Annotated in this window: 6 protein-coding genes; 4 read left to right on the top strand and 2 right to left on the bottom strand. The window is 47.0% G+C overall.

What is annotated here, in order from left to right:
- Positions 1-24: 24 nt before the first annotated feature.
- Together ACO6VG_RS01750 and ACO6VG_RS01755 are read left to right on the top strand one after the other, a co-directional pair.
- On the top strand, positions 25-147 hold the full coding sequence (locus ACO6VG_RS01750; protein WP_422410925.1) for a hypothetical protein: 123 nt from the start codon (positions 25-27) through the stop codon (positions 145-147).
- A 69-nt stretch (positions 148-216) separates the two neighbouring features.
- Positions 217-1,200, top strand: a complete 984-nt coding sequence (locus ACO6VG_RS01755; protein ID WP_422472355.1) for a transposase — start codon at positions 217-219, stop codon at positions 1,198-1,200.
- A 363-nt stretch (positions 1,201-1,563) separates the two neighbouring features.
- On the opposite strand, the gene ACO6VG_RS01760 is transcribed toward ACO6VG_RS01755, so the two are convergent.
- Positions 1,564-5,514, bottom strand: a complete 3,951-nt coding sequence (locus ACO6VG_RS01760) for a hypothetical protein (protein WP_422135332.1) — start codon at positions 5,512-5,514, stop codon at positions 1,564-1,566.
- A 570-nt stretch (positions 5,515-6,084) separates the two neighbouring features.
- Entirely contained in the window at positions 6,085-8,487 is a 2,403-nt protein-coding gene (locus ACO6VG_RS01765) for a hypothetical protein (RefSeq protein ID WP_422472357.1), read from the bottom strand.
- 900 nt (positions 8,488-9,387) lie between these two features.
- On the opposite strand from ACO6VG_RS01765, the gene ACO6VG_RS01770 reads away from it, so the two are divergent.
- On the top strand, positions 9,388-16,719 hold the full coding sequence (locus tag ACO6VG_RS01770; RefSeq protein ID WP_422472359.1) for an AAA family ATPase: 7,332 nt from the start codon (positions 9,388-9,390) through the stop codon (positions 16,717-16,719).
- A 158-nt stretch (positions 16,720-16,877) separates the two neighbouring features.
- Positions 16,878-24,407, top strand: coding sequence for an AAA family ATPase (locus ACO6VG_RS01775; protein WP_422472361.1), 7,530 nt, complete (start codon positions 16,878-16,880; stop codon positions 24,405-24,407).
- Positions 24,408-24,481 lie beyond the last annotated feature (74 nt).

Below are 24,481 nucleotides of genomic sequence, written 5' to 3' on the forward strand. Positions count from 1 at the left end.
ACCATTACACGATGGACGCCAATAATGAACGAAGCCATGATCAATCCGGAGATCGTCCATTGGGCCCGGGAGCGTGCCGGGATGGCTCCTGCTGATCTGGCGAGAAGAAAAAAGAGAAAAAAAAAAGAGAAAAAAAGACACCCATAAATTTGCTTTCCCATCCACCTGGTCTACTTTTTCACCCACCACTGATTTTTTACCCAGACAGGTGAGTTCATGGCTCAGGCCCGCAATACTCTGATTGACCCCGGCTCAACGCCTTATTACCACTGCATGGCAAGATGTGTTCGTCAGGCTTACCTCTGTGGAGAGAACCACCTGACTGGCAAGAACTACGAGCATCGCCGCCAATGGGTGGTGGACAAACTTCAGGAACTGGTTGCAGTCTTTGCTATCGAAGTTTGCGCTTACGCTGTCATGTCGAATCATTATCATGTGGTTTTGCACATCAATCAGTCATCTGCCAGGAGCTGGTCACGGAATGAAGTGCTGCATCGTTGGACGACCTTGTTCAGAGGTCCACCTCTGGTGCAAAGGCATCTGGCCGCTGACAAACTGGGCAGCGCTGAATTGGCCCGTATTGATGAATATGCTGAGGAATACCGGCGTCGTTTAACGGATATCAGCTGGTTTATGCGCTGCCTGAATGAATATCTTGCTCGTGAGGCCAACAAAGAAGATGAGTGTAAAGGACGCTTCTGGGAAGGTCGTTTTAAAAGCCAGGCATTGCTGGACGAAGCAGCCTTACTGACCTGCATGACCTATGTTGACTTGAATCCGATTCGGGCTGGAAAGGTGGAAACACCGGAAGCATCAGACTACACGTCGATTCAGGAACGAGTGGAGCAGGTTAAACATTCTGAGACTAAAAAACAGCCGCTGACCCTGAAACCTTTCTGTTTGCAGGGACAGGAAGCGGACGTTGCCCTTCCCTACCTTCTTCACGACTATCTGGAACTGGTTGACTGGAGTGGACGCATTGTCAGGACAGACAAGAAAGGTTCCATCCCGTCGTGTACCCCTCCTATTCTTCAAAGACTGGAAATTGATCCGGATGAGTGGCTGAGAACCATGCAATGGAATAATCGTTTTTATCGGGCAGTTGGCCGTCTGGAGGCAATGAAGGCTTATGCACTTGAAGCCGGACAGAAGTGGCTTCGAGGTTTAAATGTCTGTAGTCGTTTGTATATGATAGGTTAGCGTAGAAGTCAGTTAAGACGTCAAAGACCCTCTCTTTATCTCTCTTCGACTCATGTCGGAATGAATTTGCATTGTCTGAATTATGGCTTGAACAGCCTCTGTTCGTTGGATGGCGATGTGTGGTTCGATGATACGCTACTTGAAGATAGATTTTCTGATCCTTTTTGGGAATACAATTTTTGAATGTCTTGTTTTTATTTTTATGGGTGTCTTATTTTTTTCTGCGGGAACGTGCCGGGATGGTTCCTGCTGATCTGGCGAGAAAGCTAAAACAGAAGCCCGAAAAACTGCTTGAGTGGTAGCAGGGCAAAAGTCGGCCCAGTTTTGCCCAGGCTCAGAAGCTGGCGTGACAGCTCCGGGTAACTACTTATCGATATATGTCCATGCCCCGTAGTACGGCCCATGTCCATCATCACAACCAGCTGTACTGCGATGCGCCTCCGGATAATAATGATTCCACCAGAAGACTGCATCAAGATTCGCACTTATTTCAGTTTTCACAGCACATTTAAAAACTTTGTCGTGCCACTTATAATTAGAGAATACTTTTAACTTAATCTCTTTTTTAATATTTCTATTTTTGCATTCTGACAGTAAAAATACAGCATTTTGTTTTTCAGCTATATTGCCCAGAATGGCATATCCTTCGTTGTCAAGACGATAGGGCCAAACATCGTACCAGCGCAGTTTTTCTGAAGTTATGTCCCACACAGGAAGGAAATTGATAACCCTGTGTGAATCTCCAAGTTTGATATCTCTTCTTCCATTGACAACAACATAATACTCATTCTCAAATTGCTTAGAAAGCATTCTTTGCACTGCCATACGACCACAGTCGTACTGCCATTTTTTATCAGGCATCAAGCCACAATAATCAACAACACCAGGGATAATTTCATTCAATAAAAGTTTATCACCCACCGATTCCTTGCCAGCTCTGATGCCACCTACAACCTGCAGCAGTTGCTTTGTTGTCATTTGAGATAGCAGGTAGTACCTGGCATGAGCTAATATAACCTTGCTTCCCTTCTGTATTTTTTGTGCTCTTTGGTTCTCGAAGAAAGTTTTTTTATTCATAAATTCAAAAGCTGCTTTTTTACGAATGAACGAGAAAATCTGATAATCAACAACTCTGTAATTTTTATCGAGATCGCACAATGTCTGCAGTATATACCTATTTAATCCTGTGTAATCATCTAAATTAAGGCAAGGATTTTCTATGCCATCACTACCGGACTCCTGCATGTATTGTCGCGCCACGTAACCGCTTAGCTTGTAGCCTATAAAAACTGAAATACCTACCAAAAAAGCTCTGAGCCATGACCTTTTAGTCGGTTCATACTCATATCGTTCTGAGCTTTTTAATTTAGCTTTACGTCTGTTTTTTTTGCCGGTTAGCTTATTATTCTGGTCTAGTCGGTGGCTAACATTATTAATTGGATTTTTTAAATTTTTCGAGGTTTCATTATCGACTTCAAGGCATTTTTCATGTGTTTTTTTATACTCTGAAACTTCTTTTTTAAGCCTTTCATTATCTGCCTGCAATTCGTCACACCTGATATTTGATACTTCCAACTTTTTTTTAATATTGAGCACTTCAAGATCAAGCTGACTGATTTTTTCTTTATACCTATCAATCCCCTTTCTTTTATCTTGAGCTTGAACCAGATCTTGCTTTATTTTTTTTAGTTGTTGCTCAAGACTTTTTATTTCTTTATCAAGATTTACATTTTTTTCCTCATAGCTTTTATTCAGTTTATTTAATAACAATATTTTTTCACCCATTTTCTTATTAGCAGACTTCCTGTCAGCTATCTCTTTACCTTCCTTCGCCAGCTTCTGCTGAAATTCATGAAATAATTGCTTTCGCTCCTCTTCCTTTTTGGCAAGACTGATTTCATTAGCTTTTAAAGCATCCAAAACTTTTTGTTTCAAAATTTTTAATTGTTGTTCCTTATTATTTAATTCACAGGTCAGTTCATCAATGCGCTCCTTCATCACTTCAATCGTGGCTGACTTGGAATGAGTACTCCTGTGAGTTGGCTGTAATGGTAATTCACCTGTCTGCCGATCTATGTCGTCTAAAAGCATACTGAAGAAATAATTCTGTGAAAAAACCGATTTCAAATAGAGGGCACGGTCCCAATGCTTGCCCTGCTTACGAACAGAGGTATTGCGAACCAAGGCATCAGCGTTTAGCCCCCTGACGATGCTCTCATAAATAACCAGTTCCTCTGACTGAAAAGTCGCCTTTGATCCAGGAATCGCCATAGCGACATCCAGGCTTGGGAGGAAGGCGTTGATTGACCCGCTATCAACCTCGAAATCAAACACATACAGGTTATAGGCTTCAGGATCAGGCCTCTGTCCGGGAAAAGAAAACAACATTTTTTTACGGGGTTCTGATACTTTAAAACCAACCAGTTTTGTGTCCAGCCACTGTTTTAAATCGTCTACTTTGTCGTACCCAAGCAGCACATCAATATCATCCGTAACAGGCTCGTTATCCTTGAATTTAAGCTGATGTCCAAACCCGTATTTGGTTATGTACGCTCTTACAGACTCTCCTCCATACAAGCAGCTACCCGTTTCTTTCTCTACACAAAAGGCTTCGATAATATCCTTGAGGCCATCGCGCAGATTAATAATAGTCTGAGCAAACTGGTCATATTTATCAAGGCTATCAACGACACGATTAAACATATCTTGCGTCATGGGTACAACATACTCATCATAACGACTACGACTGTGATCAGAAAAAGCAGGCTGATCTGTATCACCTGCTGGACTTATGGGGTGATTGATATAACGAGCAAGACGCTTACTCACAACCATTGCCCAGTCTTTCATCGGCTGACCTTCAACAGGTAAAACCTGCAGCATGCCTGCATGGCTCATCTTGCGCATTAAGTCGTAGGCATCCTGAAGATCGACTTCGGGTGACTGCCCCACACTCAATCCACTGTTTAAAAAAAACTGCTCTGTCGCCTGCCACAGAAGACTCTCAGGTAACGCGACGGGTGACAAACGTGGCTTTTCAGAAAATGGGGAGCCTTCACCTTTGTCCTTATCTTTTCCACCTTCGGCTCCCTCACCCTCACCCACCCCGGAACCCTCTGGCTCCCTTTCTTCAGGTTTGTTGAGAGTGAAGCTTTCTCCGCTGCTGGAAAAACTATTTTCCTCTGCAGGTGCATCCATCATATGTGACTGTGGAACAACACCAGCAGAAAAACCTTGCGTGGTCATCCAGCCAAAACAATGCTGATTGTCGGAGTAGCAGGCAGGAACCACAGGAGACAGCCCTTGCAAGCCTGGTTTTTGATGTCGCCGGGACATCATAGCCTTCACCGGTTCAGACATTAAATAAGCCGACCAATACCAATTCAGAAACAACCGGCTGAACTTAGCTATAGTCTTTTCAGTGCTGACCGCCAGAAGCCGGTGAGTCAGCCAGGATGGCACCCTTAGTGCGAGTTGCAAGCCAGACTCATTTGCTTTCTCTGGAGCAATAAGCTGGGCGGTTAAACAAGCAGTAGTACTTCCTTCTTTCGGTTCGCTCCAAACAACCTGTTGATACCGCTCTACATTGATGTCATTAAATTTTTTTATCCAGAAAATGCCCTGATTACTCCCCACCTGATAAGTGCTGGTCGTGTTGTCACTGTTGGGTAGAATGATCGAGAATACAGTTGCAGTGGTATCCTGTTGCACAACCTGCAGTTGGGCTTTTCCATCACGACTTTTCACGACCGACTGACCGGGTGTGATCTGCTTATTAAGCTCGGTAACATAGGCCACAAGGCTGTGCAGGCTGGCAAAATTATCGTGCCGTAGCTGATAGTTTGGATCAGCTTCTGCCAGAGTCGAGTAGCCAAGCACCGGATTCAAGGTGCCAGCCTCAGCAGTGGCAGAATCGGGTATTCTCACGGGGTTCCACTGCGAACCAGAAAATACAAGCCACGAAGCCCATTGCCTGAAAGCATCAATCAAAAGAAAACGGTGCAGCAGACCAGCCGAAATAATGTAAACCTGCAAAAGAGGATAGATAACCGAACTACAGGGCACGGCATGACCCTGACAAACTAACGCTGATAACACGATTGCAGACGATACCGCCAGCTGCACAACCGCCGCAGCCCCGACATCTTCGAGGTTAAACGAAAAACTTACAGAGACACCGGGAACAGAAAACTGTGTACAATAAGATGAGCTATCTGGAATGGTATCACCGTACAAATCAGTAGAATACGCACAGAACACGGCCAGAAATAGCCAGGCCAAGCACAAGAAAGATATACCGGTTTTTATACTCAACAACTTCCACTCCATGACCCATTAAAAGATACCCAATATAAGTACCTAACCAGTTGGTTTCGCATATTCTGGACGGCGGCTTTCTCCATCCTTTTGCGTTCCAACTCTGGTTGCATAGCTATGGCTACGCGCCCGTCGTTACGCCTTGAAGGATGAAAAAATCCACTCGCCAGAATATGCGAGACCAACAGGCCTGGTACTTAGATACTGGGAAGCTGTCGTACTTAAAATGGTCCTGCTGCGGTTACGATAATTGAACACCAGGTATGCCCAGACATTCCCGGATCGCATTAACTGGCGCAGGGGAGAGCTTAGAATAAAATGCCAATCATTACTTGAATGTGGTGGCTGTACTCCAAAAAAAGCTAACATTTCGCATTATCAGGAAGCTTGCATAGAGGTTAGGGCTGCGAGAGGATGACCAGCTTCGATTAGCAACAAGTAAAAACAGGGAGTATCAACAACCACAGGCTCTCTTGTCATTAATCGGTCACCCAGTGTGTATCGAAACCATCGCACGGGTCGAGCCGATAATAACTGCGCTGGGCTATCAAACCCGCCATTTTATGATCACATATCCTTGGATACTTTATTCAGAAAGCTTTGATAGTCAGCGGGGTTCAGTCCCAGTTTTTGCAAGTATTCAACAGTATGATGAAGAACTTCTTCAGGAGTGTAATCTTTGCTGGCTTTAATGTCGTCAGGTACAGACTCAATCGGCTCATTTCGCATTCGACGCTCATGGATATATTCGAACAAGGCTTTTAAAAACTGATTAATCAATTTTAATTCCTGCATACTTTCTGGACAACGGAAAAAGCGAAACTCTATTGTGCCATAAGGATCAATTATCTCAGTTCCTGGAATGTGCAACAAAGATACAGCCATATATTTATCTAAAAACACATTACCAACTGCACCAAACATTTTTTGCAAAGGCGCCAATTGCACAAAATGACTGTATAATTTTGAGAACTGTTTAAGCTTTTCCAATTTCTCTGAATCCGTTAGCCAATAAGCACTCCCCTCTCCATAATTTACACCAGCCAACTTCTCATTGTACGTAGCAATCATCCAATTCATCCGTTCAATTGCCAGGCTTCTCAAAGCAGCATAGTCAGAAAACAATTTGTACCATTGACCCTCATCTTTTTTAACAATTCGGTCATTATTACCGAATGCTCTGGTTAGATAAGGATTGCTCTCAATCTCCCTCTGTAATTCCAGTAGAACGCCGGGGTTGCCATGGGTAGCAGAGAGTGCATCTACATGCTTGTGACCGGAGGCATGATCTATAAAGCCATCTTTAATCATTAAGTCAACGAGTTTAAATACTTTTTTAAAGCATTTTTCCGCACCAGCGTCACCATCATAGTAAGGCGTACAATTCACCTCAAGCCATTTTTTAAAATCTACAAAAGGGGCTACATAGAAATGACCATCAAAAGTGTACCTCTTAGGATCATAAGCAACTTCCTTATTGGCTCCTAATTTTTTCATATATTTATCTACTTTCGTAAGATAATAGTAACTTGGCCCGCCCCATTGATCTTCTTCTTTAGAAACCAAATCATATTCCAACTCTTCACCAAATTTGAGATTAATGGGATTATCAGGTAGAAGAGCCTGTCCGACTGAGTCTGGTTTTTCTTGAAACATATCATCAAGAATATCTAACCAGCGTCTATTAAACTCCCCCGCCATGACCTCTTCATTAAAAGCCATTCTGAGTTTGTCATTACCTCTAAGGACAGCGATAATTTCATTCTTGCAATCTATAAAGCTGAAACTCTTATTTAACTCTGTAATAATTTCTACCTTATATTGATCAGTAAAACTCATAAAACCAGCAAATTCTGAAAAATAGCCTTCCCCAAAAAGCATCTTTTCAAAGAATGGAAATGTCGCATGCCCAACTGCCTGATAGCCATCAACATCGCCAAAGCCTCTGTAATTCTCATAAAGGTAATCGGATAGTAATTCACGAAGATAATAGCGACGATATGAATGATTTCTATCTGACAACTGTTTATCTTTCCGAGCAAACATTTCTGAAAAAATTGAATCTATTAGTTCCACTTGGTTATTAGTAATTTTTTGACCTGAACGATATTTATCGGCATCATCACTATAAACAAACTTCTGATCTCTTAACAACCCTTCCGTAAATAATATAAAATCTACAAATATCTCTTCAACATTCGCACTGCTAGTAATGTAATTACCATCGCTGAAATATATATAACCAGAACCCTTACACTTATTATTCCCGATTATTCTTTTGATGGATATATTATGTTCCCTCGCAAGTTGATTAACGGTATTAAGGAAGTGCTTGGCTGCATCTCGAGGTGATAAGTCCAGCACCTCAAAATCAAGTTCTTTTTCCTTTTCCCTCTTGCGCTTGCCTGGTTTAAATTGCGTTAATGCTTCCTGGCTTTGATCCTTGGCCGATCTTCCGTTTTTTTCAGGCAACAGATCACCTTTGCCACCCGCTGCTCCCTTTTCATTTGAATTACCGAGGCTGACAATTCCGTGTATATCACCTGTATTACCTCTCAAAGAAACATTGTTAGCAGTATCGATTAATAAAGATAAAAAAGCACTCAAGACATGAGCACTATTGCCAGCCTCATTTTTGTCGTAGACCAACTGGTAAAAGTTATCCTTTTCTTTTTTAGAAAGACCTGTACTTTTTTTGCGATCAAGTTCCTGGTACTCTTTTGTCACTTTATTTGTCTTGCTTTCAAGAAAGGGGTCTTTCCAGTCTTTAAGATTCGCTATAACTTTTTTCTTAAAAGCATTCAATAGCGTTTTTTCAGCGCTATTTCTTTCAAGAGGAAGTATTGGAGAAAATAATTTTCCAGTAAAACCCGGAATAAGAGCTGCCTGATAATGAAGAGAAGTAGAACCAAAAGCTTGAACGTGCAAAGCAACCAAGAATAAGGATGAGAAAAATACTAATGATTTCATAGCCAGTTATAAAATTGAGTGTTAATCCATTTTCCATACTATAAAATTCGAATAATTTTTGTTCAGTTTTTCCTGATGCCATGCTGCTAAAAGTGCATTTTCAATACCCGAAATTTAACGTTCTAAGAGTCATTAATCCTTCAATATCCCAGTACTAAAAAGATATCCACTGTAAGTACTACTGTTCTTTTTTACGTTCAATTGTACAAACATTCAATCAATATGCACTCTAAAGTAGTTGCGATTTATTTATTAATCAACTGCACTGAAGAAATATTATTTAACCAAGAACAAAGCTTACAAGATCGTTTTCCCACTTCTCACAAAGAATCCGGAAACCGGTGACATTCACGTTTTGAGTCACCGCTCCGGCATCTTCAATAGCCAAGACTAAATTTCCGAATGAAACTTTCGTCCACTTCGAAGGTCATATCATAAGTACTCAACCATACGAAATCATATTTTCTGACTCATTGTTCAGGCACTCGCGGCAACTGCTCCTGCGTTGCTCTAGCTCCTGCATCCATGCAGTCGTGCTGTGTTGCAACTCTGGTCACATAGCTTGCTAGGAGGCTGACCGAGAATAGCGCCCGTAGCAAGGACGCCAGAAAATTGAGGATGAAAATTCGGTTTTGTGAGGAGAATAGCGAGCTATTTGACGAACAAAAGCGGATTTTCAGACCAATTTGCTGCCGCCACACGACTGCATGGATGCAGGAGCTAGAGCAACGCAGGAGCAGTTGCCGCGTAGGGCAGACTATTCTCGGTCAGCCTCCTATGTTCCCGTCGTTGCGCCTTGCAGAGCACCTGCCCAATAAGCCAGAAATATTCGATTCCGTATGCCTGAGTACTTAAAACATTTTAAATACAATCTTTCAGATGTCAGGAGAGAGATGGACTATGGATGCCCGGATTGATGGGAAACTACCCAAACCGGTTCTTGAGAGTCAAGAGCCTGATAGTCGTGTAACAGCCAAGAGAGCAACGCGGGATTTGTCGTCGAAGGAAAAGGGTGTAGGAATCTGCTCCGAAATAGAATCCAAACTGAAGATATCGCCATCTTCGGAGATATTGCCTGACAAAGCAAGAACTGTATCCTTAACGGACTCCTCGCTGCTAAAGTCCCCTTATTCCTTCGATTTTCGTTTTGTCGCCAATGATGATGAGGTTCGACAGCTTTTAATCACCCAGACCTGTGATGAAGGCCGGGATGTCTCTCTTATTTCCCATCCTGATGACCTCTTACAGGCTAATCTGGTGAGCCGGTTGAGCCTGTCCGGTGATGGTCGCCACACTCTGCATTCAGGCAAGCTTTTTGAAGGCTCGCAGCCATTGACCCTGGTGATCGATATCCGAAAGCTTACCGGCGTAGAACTGCCCAAATTGAACGATCTGCTGGACCCGGATAATCCCTGTCTATACGACAAAGTCAGCCAGAAAAAACGTCCTCTGGGCAAGCATGTTGCTCTGCTGGTTCTGGCAGATCGCGCACAGTTGGCATCGGTTGGCCAGCATGAAGAGGCACCGGCGGTCGGCGCTCCGGCGGCCGACGCACCGGGCGCTGATTTCTGGCGGCGAATTAATCGACCGGGCAATACCTGGCAGCTCAACGAAAAGACCGGCAATGCCTCATTGATGGATATCAACGAGGTTCAGGTATTGGCTGAACTCCCGGCTGCTGAAGGTGCTACGGATGACGAAAATACCCTTCTTATTAACTGCCACTTGCACAGCAACTGCCGGCAGTTGCTGCTGGGTGGCCCTGGAGTGGACCAACAAGGGCGAATCCGACACATCCCCGGCAAGCTTGAGTTATTGAAGGCCGGACAACGGGTGATTCTGAAAGGGGCCGACTGGCAGGATCTGGCCTTCGAGCAGACGGTTCGACAGATGCTCCAGCAACAGTGCTTTGAGAGCAACGGGAAGATCTGTCCATTACCCGACGATGTTCAGTTTTATCGGATGCCGTTAGGGAATGAAGAGCTTCATTCACTGTTCCAAAGTCTGTCTCATTCGAACAATAAAGAAGATGATAAAGAGCAAACACCAGGAAACCCGATCATCATTAACCAGAATAATATCAGGGAGTGGCTTAGCCCGATTGCCATTACCCCTGGAGGCTATTCAGTCCCAAATACCTGTCTGTTGGAACAAATTCGGGCAGGTGGTGTAGTCACCGTAACGTCCCCCCTCACTGAGGCACTCTGGTTTCGTTTGCTGGGTTCACTGCAGACGATTTGCGAGACGACAGATCTGGAGCCCCGACTTCAGGTGGCTGATTCAAGACGGCAGCCGAAAGCACTTGGATTGGCAGAAAGCGATGAACATCCAATCACAGATCACGCTACCTTCAATGCCGTCACTTATCGGCGACATGCCCAAACAAGTCATTGGCTAAATAATCAGCAGAGATCCCCTTTGGTCATTCAGGTCAGCGAACAGACCGGCTTCAGCCAGCTATTTGATAATACCCATATCACCTCGGAACAACAGGCGCATTTTGGACGACGTCAGAGTAAATTGCAGGAGGCATTGACCGCTGGCAAACCGGTTGTATTCCGGGGACTCGAGCGTAATCCAAGGCTTCAGCAGCTTCTGGAGCCACTGGTTATTGGGCAACCTCTGTTGGTGAACGGTCAATTGCAAGCCTACCCACAGGCTGATGTCACCTTACTCTGGCCTGAGTCTGCGAAAAGTACGTCTCCGGTCTTGCATTCGCTGGTCGCCAAGGGTAAACCCTGTCCTGAGGTCGATCTCTGGGCTATCAATGCCGACAGGCATGAAATCCCCCGGGCTGAGCTGCCTAAACAAGCGCTTAATAAACTTTACCAAGCGTTTAAAACCGTCCCTGCCGGCCTTTGTAATCCTCTGCCTGAAATGACCGAAGAGTTGTTGAATAACCTGATACTGGCTGCCCGTCGGGCACAACAGGTTGATCAGTCCTCAACGCTTTTACCCCGCCACTGGCGCAGGGCCGTTAATAGCGTCATCACCCATGGCACCCGGCAGAATCCGCTCGTCAGGGACTTTATGAAAGTGGCTTGCTGGTATTTGTTACCGGATAAGAAGCCGAATAAGGATCACCCTCCCTCGGTAGACCCGGATCAGATAACGGCCATCATCAACAGTGCCCCGCAGTTAGATAGAGCGTTTTTGGAGCAGAACCTGTGGCCACTGGCCAGAGCCACTGACCCGACAATTTTCAAGGGCACTAAATCTAAAGGGTTACTACTATCCTATGAAAATCCACTTCCAAGGTGGGGTAAAAAAGAAGCTCTCGACAAACTCTGCGCCCTGATCGTGGCCCACGGGCCTGAGGAGCATCGTCAGGCCATGGCGTATCAGTTGAAAGTCGATCCGGAGACAGCGAAACAACATCCACCGTTGGCCATCAGGCCATCAAGACAAATTAGACGTTTGCAAGATGCACTGGCTTCTGGCTGGCAGTTACTTTTGCCATTAGTGCAGACGCGATCCGATGTCATTCACGCGCTAGCCAGCGATTGTTTTCATATAGCCAGAACAGCGAATTCTGAGGCAGAAGGCATTGAACGCATTGAACATCGGCTGGCTGAATCACTGAAATGGCGAGGTTCCGCTGATACGTTCTGGTCAGCACTGGCCCTGGATCTTTATCACGGCGAGATGAGTCAGCGGGATCGTGAAAGCCGTCGATTGTCCCGACTCCACGACCGGCTTAAGGATTCTCCCGTTATATTCCTGCAGGGAGAAACCGGCACCGGGAAAAGTTACTTTTCTGCCAAAATGGCCAGGGCTTCGGGACAAGCTTCAGTCATTTCCCTTGGACCTTCTGATAGCGAACAGACCCTGATGAAACGCTGGCAGTGGCAACAACACGCCGACGGCGACCGCTCTATGGTGCAGCAAAACCGGGCGTTGATGGAATGGGCCAATACCGAACCTGACAAAAAAGACGGAGAATACATCACCCTGGTTCTGGATGAGGCTAACCTCACCAAAACCGGATTACTGGCATCATTGAACGGCTTATGGGAACCGCAACCCTGCATCTATGTGAATGGTCATCCTGTCAGGGTCAGCGAAAAACACCGGGTGATTCTCACCGGCAACCCGGATCATTACACCGGGCGCCAAATGGACCCGGCCCTGAAAGAGAAACTGCCCAGAGCTTATTACCCACGCCTGGATCAGGCTTTCCTTCGAGACAGAGTAGTGGAACCAGCTTTGCTCAATCAGTTGCAACGGCATCAAATAAACGACATTGCCCACAGTGCCACCAAGAGTGTGATGGCACTCTGGCAATATTATCAGGAGCTGTTGCCAGACCATGAGTTTACCCCCAGGGATTTAACCGACATCTGCAGCTGGGTGGGTTGGTATCTGGATCGTGCGTTATCCGAAGACGAAAGTGCCAGCTGCGAGCAAGTGAACAGTTTGATCCAACAAAGTTTTCGGGATGTGTTGGGTCCCGAAATCAACGAGACTCAGCAGGATGCCCTCTCGGCACTGGAAATCTGGTTTGCTGCCCGCTACCACCCGGACCATACCCTACGCGACAGGGTTCATAACCACACCCTGCCAGATATGCTGCAGGGCTTCAGAACACTGACCAAAGAAATCCGACCTGAGTTTGATACCTGCGGATCGGCAGTCATTGATCTGGTGCAACGGCTTTGGCAGGATTTAAGCCGCTGTCAGCAAGCTTATCATCACGACAGAAAACACGACGGCCGTCAGGCGACCCTGATTCAAGGCCCGGCGGGTCGGGGCAAGGATGTCACTCTCAACCTAGTGATTGAAAGCGTCAAACGGCAGGCTAAACAACAGCAAGAATCCATGCCGGAAGTCTTGCTCCTGAATGCCTGTGATTGTTCCTGGGAGAAACTGTGTGAAAAGATCCAGACGGCAAGAATCCAGGGCGCCATCGTGGTGATTTCGGAAATGAATCTGATCGATAGCCAGCATCTGGAAGGCGAGTTAAACGATATTCTGGCTGGTGACGCCTATCCGGGTTTCCACCTGTTTGCCACCATCAACCCACCTGAGTACAGCGGGCGAAAACCCTTATCACCAGCGCTGAAAGGACGTTTTCGACATTTGCCGATCCGACAGTATAACCCGACCGAATTGCAGACCATTGCCGAAAAAGTGTTGCCAAAGTCCTCAGAAGGGACATTCGTCGCCAACAAGCTAACAGAAAAACATTGTCTTTTAAGGGCTCACCTGCAACAGAAAAACCTGCCCTTGCAGCCCACCAGCCTTGATTTACAGAATGTTGCCAGGGCTGTCTTCAGAGGAGGCGATTTTACCGAAAAAGCCGTTCATCAATGTCTTAATCAGCACTACCGGCTTTATCTGATGGCCGTCAACCTGGCGCTGGAGGAACTGCCCGAGTCTTCGGCTATTGCCATGGGGAAAAGTGAATTTGATTCCGGACTTTGCCATTGGTTCAATGAAACGGTATCGGGCATTGATCGGCCGTGGTTAATACGACGCAGTGATCGCAGCGCTATTGATGAAAAACACCATGAAATTCGTTTTAAGGCTTGTCCAACTGAAGAGCAAGCAAAAACGGAGATCATCAGGGAGGTGGCTCAGGCCAGGTGGCAGGCATCCGGTCTTTCCCTGAAGCCGGACGAGTCGGACGATATTCTCACCGGGGCACTTTACCGGCACTGGCAGCAACGCTGGTTTGCTGGTGATTTTGGCCGGACGGGCGTGGACGCTAACAGCGTATTTCCCCTGACGGAAGAACAGCAACAAACGCTGAAAATGTTGACTAACCAGCCCTATCTTCAGGCGGTTGATCAACGGATAAAGGCGTGGAAAGCCGATAAAGTCCAATGGTGGCCGGCGTTCTGGCATCAGATCAGTGATCTGCTGAACCATCTGGTAGGCGATTTTATCAACCAGACATCCGTTTTTACTGGCAGTGATAAGGCACCTGAAAATTACATACCGGAAGCCCACGAGAAAAAGGCTCCGGCATTGGACCAGATAACGAACTACGAGAACGAGGGGGAGCCACAACGTGAATATCAAATTATTTTTGACAGGCCGAACCATTTCCCCGGGATTTATCGATGGTGGGCAGAAGATATTTGTGTGTCTGCTGAGGGCGATGTCAAAAAGATCAGTATTAATGATCAACAACTGCAGGGGGCCGAAGTCCTTTTACCGGCGCGTTTACCAGGGCGTGACCAGCCAGTGACATTAGCCAGAAACCAAACGCTGGCAACCTTTGAGATGTCATCAAACAATAGTCGATATGCCTTACCCAGCCTGACGCCTGACGACTATATCGTGGCCCTGCGCACAGAGCCCGAATTACGATTTACCCTGGTCAGGGACCGATATACCGGGCTTCATACGCTGTCTGTTGCAGAGGCCGAAGCCAGTCAGAACATTCAATTTGCTTATATCGTAGAACACCGGGAACCGGGCGAAAAAACATCTGCTGCAGAAGCACGGTCAGAAGCATCAGGACGTTTTGACGCCCGCTGTTCAGAAGGTATGGAACAAGTACTGAAGGAAGTGTTAACGCATATTAATCAACAACCATCCAAAGTACAGGTACCTTTGCAGAGAATAAAAAACGCTACAAAAACAACGCAACGCATTGAGGCGATCAGAGACTATTGTCTGGAGTTTTCCGGTACTGCAATACCAGAAGAGAATGAAAACTTCTTTCAATTCCTGGTAACAGAGCGGCAGGGTAGCTGTCGTCATCGTGTGCCTGTTTTTATCGCTTTTTGTCGTTACTTCGGGATTCCATGTCGGCAAATCACTAACCGTATCCACGCCTTTGCAGAGTGCTCCATGGATGGAGGCCAAACCTGGAAGTCAGTGGATTTGGGCGGGGCACCCTTCGAGGCAAAAGAAGTCTCCTCTGGTTTTCAGCTGACAAAAAGGGTCGGTGGTTCTGGCACTGAGTTAAGAAAGACCAGGGATATCTTGCAGGGGCTCCTGGAAGGTGCTGATTTAGCACAACAGCAAACTCTGGCTGAAGCCTTTGGTATGAATCTTGAGGAACTGAACCAAACCCTCAAGACAGACTGTGAATTGCCAGAAATCCATCTAAGCACTCTCGAAATGGTAAAGAACCTTTGGGGAAGAAAAGATTTAACGGGATTTTCCATGGGTGTCTCAATATTGGAGTCCTCAATATTGGAATCACTGGAGACAAAAGCATTGGGCGTTGGCGAGATGCAAATGGTGGGTGATGTCTATGACGACAGCGGACAGAAATATAAACCGATGTCAGAGGCAGTCCAACAAATCCTGTCTGACAGTGATGGAGGTCAGGTCACTGAACAACTCAAGTTATTGCACTCAAGAGCGGTTGTTCAGGGTGGCGCAAACCCTCTCGAGTGGTTGAGTTCAATAGTGCATATTCTGCAAAACAGTAACCTGGCCAAACCTTCGGTGATTCACTTTGCCCGGGAAGCCCTGTCACTGGGTTGGCTGGACCCACTGCCAGCCTATGCAGGCCATATCATAGAGGCCCATGAACACCATCAGCTGTTGGCGCTTCTGAACAGTGTTGATGAACTCAAGGTTAAAGCCAGCCACTGCCTGAAAAAGTGGTATAAGCAATTTTTGTCCAGAGGAAACAATAGCCAGATATGGCGGATGCCTTATAGAAGCTTCCAGGCAGTCAATGCTAATAGTTTTTTTGTCACTCATGGCCATGATGGTTTCTCGCCATCTCTGGAAAAGAACATTCTCAGCTTATCTATGCAGAAAGCCTGGACAGACGAACCTGAGGGCATTCCGAATATAGAACGAATGCTGGTGCATCATCCTGCATTCCCAAAGTTCATCCCGGGCAAGGCTAACCACCTTCCGGTGATTATCGTCGGGGCGCCTGAGTGGAACATAAAAGTGAGAAATTTAAAAAACAAATGCAGGGAAGCTCTTCAGCAGGCCTTCAGTCATTATCTTTATGGAATAACACACTCGAAAGGCGGTTGCTTAACCTATTGCTGGGGTAATGCCCGAGTATATGGATACTCGGAGGAAAACAACTACGGCGCTCATGACCCATCCTCACCGGAAGAGCTCCATGCCATGATGACTGTCATTGAGAGCTCTTGCGAGTTTCAGAAATCGCTTCAGGCTGACTACTTGCAGGAGGCATGTTACGCCAGTCATGCGCTGGTGCTCAAATCCGATGAGCTGACAACCATTGCCAGAGAGTTTTTGAGCAGCGTGAATTTGAATTCGATTTACGAGTCACTGGATACCTGATCATGGTTTGGTCATGGTGATTTTTTCGAGGTTCGTGACTTCCCTCAATGGCAACGAATAATTCTCCAAATGGAACTTTAAGCCCGTTCTAAAGTCCAATCATCAAACAATTAATTTCAATGCAGTCCTTCAAATAGCAGTAGGGAGAGAGATTGACTATGGATGGTCGGATTGATGGGAAAATAAAGAGGCCTTTTTTTAAGAGCGCAGAGCCTGATCGCAGCGTGCCAGCCAAAAAAGCAAGACAGGATTCACCTTCGGTAGCAGAGGTCTGTGACGTAACAGCCCAACTCAGCCTATCGTCACCTGCCATTGCTTTGCCTGACAAGGCGAGAAGGGTATCCTCAACAGATTCCCCGCTCCAAAAGGCCGCTCATGCCTTCGATTTTCGTTTTGTCACCAGTGATGATGAGATTCGACAACTTTTAGTTGCCCAGACCTGCGATGAAAATCGCGATGTTACCCTTATTTCCCACCCCAATGACCTCTCACAAGCTAACCTGGTGAGCCGCTTGAGCATTTCCGGCGATGGTCGCCACACTTTGCGCTCAGGCAAGCTCTTTGAAGGGTCGCAGCCATTGACCCTGGTGATGGATATCCGAAAACTCACCAGCGAGGATCTGCCAAAATTTAACGATCTGCTGGACCCGGATAACCCCTGCCTTTATGACAAAGTCAGCCGGAAGAAACGCCCCCTGGGAGCGCATGTTTCTCTGCTGGTCCTGGCGGCCCCTGGACAATTGGCCTCGGTTGGCCAACATGACGAGGCACCTGCGGTCGGCGCTCCGGGCGCTGATTTCTGGCGGCGAATCAATCGACCGGGCAATACCTGGCAGTTCGACGCACAGACCGGCGACGACCCAGCGGAGATCGACAAGGTTCCTCCGTTATTGGCTGAACTCCCCTCTGCCGAAAGTGCTATGGATGACGACAATACCGTTCTTATCGACTGCCACTTACACAGTCACTGGCGACAGTTGCTACTGGGCGGTCCTGGCGTGAATCAACAAGGGCAAATCCAGCACATCCCCGGCAAACTTGAGTCTCTGCGAGCCGGACAACGTGTGATTTTGAAAGGAGCCAACTGGCAGGACCTGGCCTTTGAACAGACGATTCGTCAGATGCTGGCGCAACAATGTTTTGAAAGCAACGGGAAGATCTGTCAGTTACCCGACAATGTTCAGTTTTATCAGACGCCGGTAGGGAAGGACGAGCTTTATTCACTGTTCCAAAGTCTGTCCTGCTCTGGTGATGCACCAGGAAATCCGATCATCATCAACCAGAGTAATATCAGCGATTGGCTGAACCCGATTGCCATTGCCCCGGAAGGCTATGCAGTCCCTAATACCTACCTGTTGGAACAAGTTCAGGCAGGTGATACGGTCACCGTAACCTCTCCACTCACTGAAGTTCTTTGGTTCCGTTTGCTGGGTTCGTTGCAGACTATTCGCGAGACCACAGGCCTGGAGCCGCAACTTCAGGTAGCTCATTCAATCAAGCAGCCAAAAGCCCTGGGATTGACAAAAAAAGATGAGCACTCATCACTGTCCGGACTACAAGAAAAAATTAGTCATCACGCCATCCTTAATACCATCAATACCGTCACTTATCAGCAACCTGCTGAGGCAAGTTATTGGCTCAATCATCAAGAGGAAGCTCCTTTGGTCATTCAGGTCAATGGGCAGACCCGTTGCAGCCAGTTGTTTGATAATATCCGTATCACCTCGGAACAAAAGGCGTATTTTGGACGTCACCAAAGTGAATTGCAGGAGGCATTAATCGCTGGCAAGCCGGTTGTCTTCCGGGGGCTGGAAAGCAATCCAACACTTCAGCAACAGTTGGAATCCCTGTTTGTCGGGCAAACTCTGCTGGTCAATGGCCAATTACAGGAGTACCGAAAGGCTCACATCACAATTCTCTGGCCTGAGTCTGTGGAAAGCCCATCTCCCATATTTCGTTCAATGGTTGCCACGGGCAGTCCGTGTCCTGAAGTCGATCTTTGGACTATCACTGCCTCCAAACATGGTATCCCCCGGACTGAGCTACCAGAAAAAGCGCTTCATGAACTCTACAAAGCGTTTAAAACCGTACCTGACGACCTTTGTAACCCTTTGCCTGAAATGACCGAAGGGCTGTTAAATAACCTGATACAGGCTGCCCGGCGGACACAGCAGGTTGACCGGTCTCCACAGCGCCTGCCTCGGCACTGGCGCAAAGCCATCGACAGCGTCATCACCCATGGTGCCAGACAGAATCCGTCAGTGCGTGATTTTGTCAAGGTGGCCTGTTGGCAGCTACTGCCGGATGCTCATGAGAAACCGGATAAGCATCAAGCCGCCTGGGTAGACCCGGACCGGTTAAATGCCATCATCAATAGCTCCCAGCGGTTGGATAGAACATTTTTGCAGCAGAACCTGTGGCAACTGGCCAGAGCCTTTGACCCGGCATTCTTTAACGACGGGCAATTTTCGTTCTCTGCGGAACAACCATTTGAAGGACTACAACTGTCCTATAAAAGACCATTTCCAAAACATAGTGAAAAAGAAGCCCTGGACAGGCTCTGTAACATGATCCTGGCCCATACGCCTGAAAAACAACGACCTGCAATGGCGTATCAGTTGGAAGTCACAGAGTCGAAAGTCAGGCCATATCATCCGTTAACCATAAGGCCAACACGGCAGATTAAACGTTTGCAGGATGCACTGACGTCTGGCTGGCAGTTATATGTGCCACCAGGGCAGACCCGATCCGATGTCATTCAGGCACTGGCCACCGATTGTTTTCATAGTGCCAAAATAGCGAATTCTGAGGCAGCAGGTATTGAGCGCATAGAACATCGACTGTCTGAATCACTGCAATGGCAAGGTTCCTCTGATATGCCCCTGTCAGCACTGGCCCGGGATCTTTATTACGGCGAGATGAGTCAGCAGGATCGTGAAAGCCGTCGATTATCCCGACTCCATGAACGCTTTGCGGACTCTCCCGTCCTATTCCTGCAGGGGGAAACCGGCACCGGGAAAAGCTATTTTTCCGCCCGGATGGCAGAGGCTTCCGGACAGGCTTCAATCATTTCTCTTGGACCTTCTGACAGTGAACAGACACTGATGAAACGCTGGCAGTGGCAAAAACACGCCGATGGCGACCGTTCTATGGAGCAGCAAAACCGGGCGCTGATGGAATGGGCCAGTACCCCTTCCGACAATGTTGGAGGAAAATATATCACCCTGATTCTGGATGAAGCCAACCTGACCCAAGCCGGATTGCTGGCGTCATTGAATGGCTTATGGGAGCCGCAACCCTGCATCTATGTGAATGGACATCCTGTCAGGGTCAGCGAAAAACACCGGGTGATTCTCACCGGCAACCCCGATCATTACGCCGGGCGCCAAATGGACCCGGCCCTGAAAGAGAAATTGCCCAGGGCTTACTACCCACGTCTGGATCAGGCTTTCCTTCGGGACAGAGTGGTCGAACCAGCCCTACTCAATCAGTTACAACGGCATCAAATAAACGACATTGCACACATTGCCACCAAGAGTGTGATGGCACTCTGGCAATATTACCAGGAGCTGTTGCCCGAGCATGAGTTTACTCCCAGGGATTTAACCGATATCTGCAGTTGGGTGGGCTGGTATCTTGGTCGTGCGCAGCCCGCAGTTGGCAGTGTGACTCCTGAGCAAATCAACAGTTTGATCCAGCAAAGTTTCCGGGATCTACTGGGTCCCGAAATCAGCGAGACTCACCAGGATGCCCTCTTGGCATTGGAAATCTGGTTTGCAGCCCGTTACCACCCGGACAACACCCTGCGCGACAGAGTTCATAACCACACCCTGCCCGATATGCTGCAGGACTTCAGAACATTGACCAAAGAAATCCGACCTGAGTTTGATACCTCCGGATTGGCAGTCATTGAACTGGTGCAAGGGCTGGGACAGGATTTAAGCCGCGCTCAGCAGGCTTATCATCACGACATAAAACACGGCGGTCGTCAGGCAACGCTGATTGAAGGTCCGGCCGGGCGGGGTAAAGATGCCACGCTGAACCTGATGATTGAAAGTGTCAGACAGCAGGCCAGGCAACGGGGAGAATCCATGCCGGAAGTCTTTCCCCTGAATGCCTGTGACTGTTCCTGGGACAGACTGTGTGAGGCTATCCAGAAGGCAAAAATAGAGGGCGGCATCGTAGTTATTTCGGAAATGAATCTGATCGACAGCCAGCATCTGGAAGGTGAGTTAAACGATATTCTGGCCGGTGACGCCCATCCGGGTTTCCACCTGTTTGCTACCGTCAACCCGCCTGAATACAGCGGGCGAAAAACCTTGTCACCGGCGCTGAAAGGACGTTTCCGACATTTGCCGATCCGGCAGTATAACCAGAAAGAATTGCAGACCATTGCCGAAAAAGTGTTGCCTCAGACCCCGCAAGGAAAAAACACGGCTAAACAGCTGACTGAGAAACATTGTCGTTTAAGGGCTTACCTGCAACGGAAAAACCTGCCGTTGCAGCCCACCAGCCTTGACTTACAGAATGTCGCCAGGGCGGTTGACAGAGGGGGTGATTTTACCGAAAAAACACTTCATCAATACCTCAATCAGCACTACCGGCTTTATCTGATGGCAGCCAAAATATCGTTGCAGAAACTGCCAAAGTCATCCGGTTCCGCCATGGGCGAAGGAGTCCTTGCTGATAAACTGAGCCGTTGGTTCAACGAAACGTTACCGGACATTGGTCGTCCCTGGTTGATACGAAGCAGTGATAACAACAGCATTGATGAAAAAAACCATGAAATTTGTTTTAAGGCTGACCCGAGTAAAGAGGATGCCAAAACAGAAATCATCAAAAGGGTCGCTCAGGCCCAATGGCAGGCGTCCGGACTTTCCCTAAGGCCGGATGAGTCTGACAATGTTCTCACCCGGGCACTGTACCGACACTGGCAGAAAAGCTGGTTTGATCGTGAGTTTGGCCAGACAGGCGTGGACGCCAATAGTGTATTCTCCATGACGAAAGAAGAGGAGCAGGCACTGAAGACGCCGGCTTCCCTGCCTTATCTTCAGGAGGCCGATAAGCGGATAAGGTTATGGAACACCAAGGCAGTTCAATGGTGGCCAGCGTTCTGGCATGGGATAAGTAATCTGCCGAACCATTCGCTGTACGAATTTATTAAGGAAGCATCAGCTGATAGTGCTTTTGAACAATACGATCCGGAAGTCGAAGAGAAAAAGACCAGGGCATTGGACCAGATAACGAACTACGACTCTCTGGCGGGGCCAAAACTTAGGGATTATAAAGTTTTTAAAACGGAGAAACTTCCTTCCCAGATGTATCGACTTAGAGTACAGGATATATTTGTGACGGCTGGGGGCAATATCAAGAGGATCGATATTGGTGATAAGTACCTTCAGGGGATGGAACTGCTCACACCTGAGCTGTTACCAGAGCATGACCAGCCAGTGACATTAGCTAAAAATCAAACGCTGGCAACCTTTGAGATGCAATTAAAGTACGGTCAATGTGCATTGCCAAGCCTGACGCCTGACGACTATATCGTGGCCTTGCGCATAGAACCTGATTGGCCATACACCCTGGTCAGGGATCGATATACCGGGCTGCACAAACTGTTTATTACCGGGGACAGAACCAACCAGAGTATAAAGGTTGCCTATGTCGTAGAGTCCAGGGAACCGGGCCAAAAAGTCCAACCAGCAGGTTTTGACACCCGCTGTTCAGAAGGGATGAAAGCCGTACTGGACAAACTGTTTGAAAACATCGAGCAGCAGCCAACGGAAATACAGGTGCCTTTGCTGAAAATCATAAAGGCTGAAAACAGGTCGCAACGCATTGAGGCGATCAAGGACTATTGCAAACAGTTTTCCGGTAAAACCAAACCAGAGAGAGACGAAAATTTCTTTCACTTTCTGGTAACACAGCGGCAAGGTTACTGTAAACATCGTACACCTGTTTTTGTCGCTTTTTGTCGTTATTTTGGGATTCCATGTCGGAGCATTACAAACTTTATACACAGCTTTGCTGAGTATTCCGAAGATGGGGGCCAAACCTGGAAGTCAGCAAATTTGGGCGGGGGGCCTGCATCGGTAACAGAAATCAAATCTGAATTCCAGCCCATCAGCAGGGGCATTGATTTTAATACTCAGTCAAACAAGATTAAGAAACTCCTGAAGAGTCTTCTGAAAGAAGCTGATTTAACACAACAGCAAGCTCTGTCTAAAGCCATTGGCATCAACCTTGAAGCGCTGAACAAAGCCATTGAGACATTCGGGGCATTGGCAAACAAAGATCTACATCCTTTCAACATTGTAAAGAACCTTTGGAAAGAAAAAGATTTAGCCAGTTTTTCCATGGGCGTCTCAGTTATAACGTCGAGACAGGCACATCAGTATCAAATGAGGGAGTTGGTTCGTACTGAGCGCTCTGGCAACCACCCTCACCGCAATTCGATGTCAGAGGCAGTCGTGCAAATATTGTCCAACAGCGATGAAGATCAGGTCACCAAACAACTTAAGTTACTCCATCCAATAATGATTAATCATACCAATGCAAGCCATCTCGAATGGTCGTGTTCAATGGTAAAAATACTGAAAAACAGTCACTTGGCCAAACCATCGGTTATTCACTTTGCCCGTGAGGCCCTGGCATCGGGTTGGCTGGACCCAGTGCCGGTTTATGATAACGCGATTATGGGAGCCGATGAACATTATCAGTTATTAATGCGCCTGAGAGACATCGATGAACTGAAGGCTCAAGCCACTAATTGCCTGAAAAAGTGGTATCGGACTGTGTTGTCCGGGGAAAAAATCAGCCAGAGATGGCAGTTAAGTTATGAGCTTTTCATGAGGGAAGAAAATAGTGCCCTGTTAGTCACTCATTCTCATGGTGGGTTTTCGCGATTCCTTGAAGATAAAATTGCCCGCTCAATCCTGGACTACAACTGGACAGACGTACCTGAGGGAGTTCCGAATATAGAACGAATGTTGCTGCAAGAACCTGCATTTATGCAGTTAACCTCGGTCAACGCAAACCACCGTCCGGTGATTACCCTGGGGCGGCCTTCGTGGGGAGTCACAGTCTTCAATAAAAAACACAGAGCCCTGATGGAAGTAAAAGCAGAGAATAGCCCGGACTTGAAGCGGTTATGGGAACAATACAAGCAATATGAGGCGATGGAAAAACAACTCCGGGACGCTCTGAAGGCATTGGATGAGCAATGCCTGACTCAAGAAGAACGTAAGCAAAAAAAGCATGATATCGAAAGCAAGTACCAGCCCATTATAAAGTCCCTTAAGTTGTCACCGAGGGACTATTTGTCTTTCTGTGATTTACATATGAAATGCTGCGAGGCGATTGAGCAGGCCTTCAGTCATTACCTGTATGGAGTGACACACTCAAAAGGTGGTCGTTTAACACATTGTTGGGGCAATATTTCCATACATGCTAACCCTCATAAGGACTATGGCGCTCATGATCCATCTTCACCCCATGAACTGTATGCAATGATGTCCAGAATCATAGGTCCTGATAGTTTTGAGAAATCTATTGAGAATTCTTACTTACGGCAGGCACTCAATGCCAGTGACGCTCTGGTGCTCAAATCCGACGAGCTGACAACCATTGCCGAAGAGTTTTTGAACACTGTGAATTTGAATTCGTTGTGTGAATCATTGGATACCTGATAAACGTTTGTTTTCGAGACCGTTGACTTCCCACAATAGCAACCAGCCAGTATCCAAATTGAACTTTCCCGGCC

Source organism: Endozoicomonas sp. ALB032, assembly GCF_049310125.1.
Lineage (GTDB): Bacteria > Pseudomonadota > Gammaproteobacteria > Pseudomonadales > Endozoicomonadaceae > Endozoicomonas_A.

What these genes read in the sequence shown, in the direction of transcription:
- ACO6VG_RS01750 (WP_422410925.1), top strand. Translation starts at nt 25, where the DNA reads ATGAACGAAGCCATGATCAATCCGGAGATCGTCCATTGGGCCCGGGAG.
- ACO6VG_RS01755 (WP_422472355.1), top strand. Translation starts at nt 217, where the DNA reads ATGGCTCAGGCCCGCAATACTCTGATTGACCCCGGCTCAACGCCTTAT.
- ACO6VG_RS01765 (WP_422472357.1), bottom strand. Translation starts at nt 8,487, where the DNA reads ATGAAATCATTAGTATTTTTCTCATCCTTATTCTTGGTTGCTTTGCAC.
- ACO6VG_RS01770 (WP_422472359.1), top strand. Translation starts at nt 9,388, where the DNA reads ATGGATGCCCGGATTGATGGGAAACTACCCAAACCGGTTCTTGAGAGT.
- ACO6VG_RS01775 (WP_422472361.1), top strand. Translation starts at nt 16,878, where the DNA reads ATGGATGGTCGGATTGATGGGAAAATAAAGAGGCCTTTTTTTAAGAGC.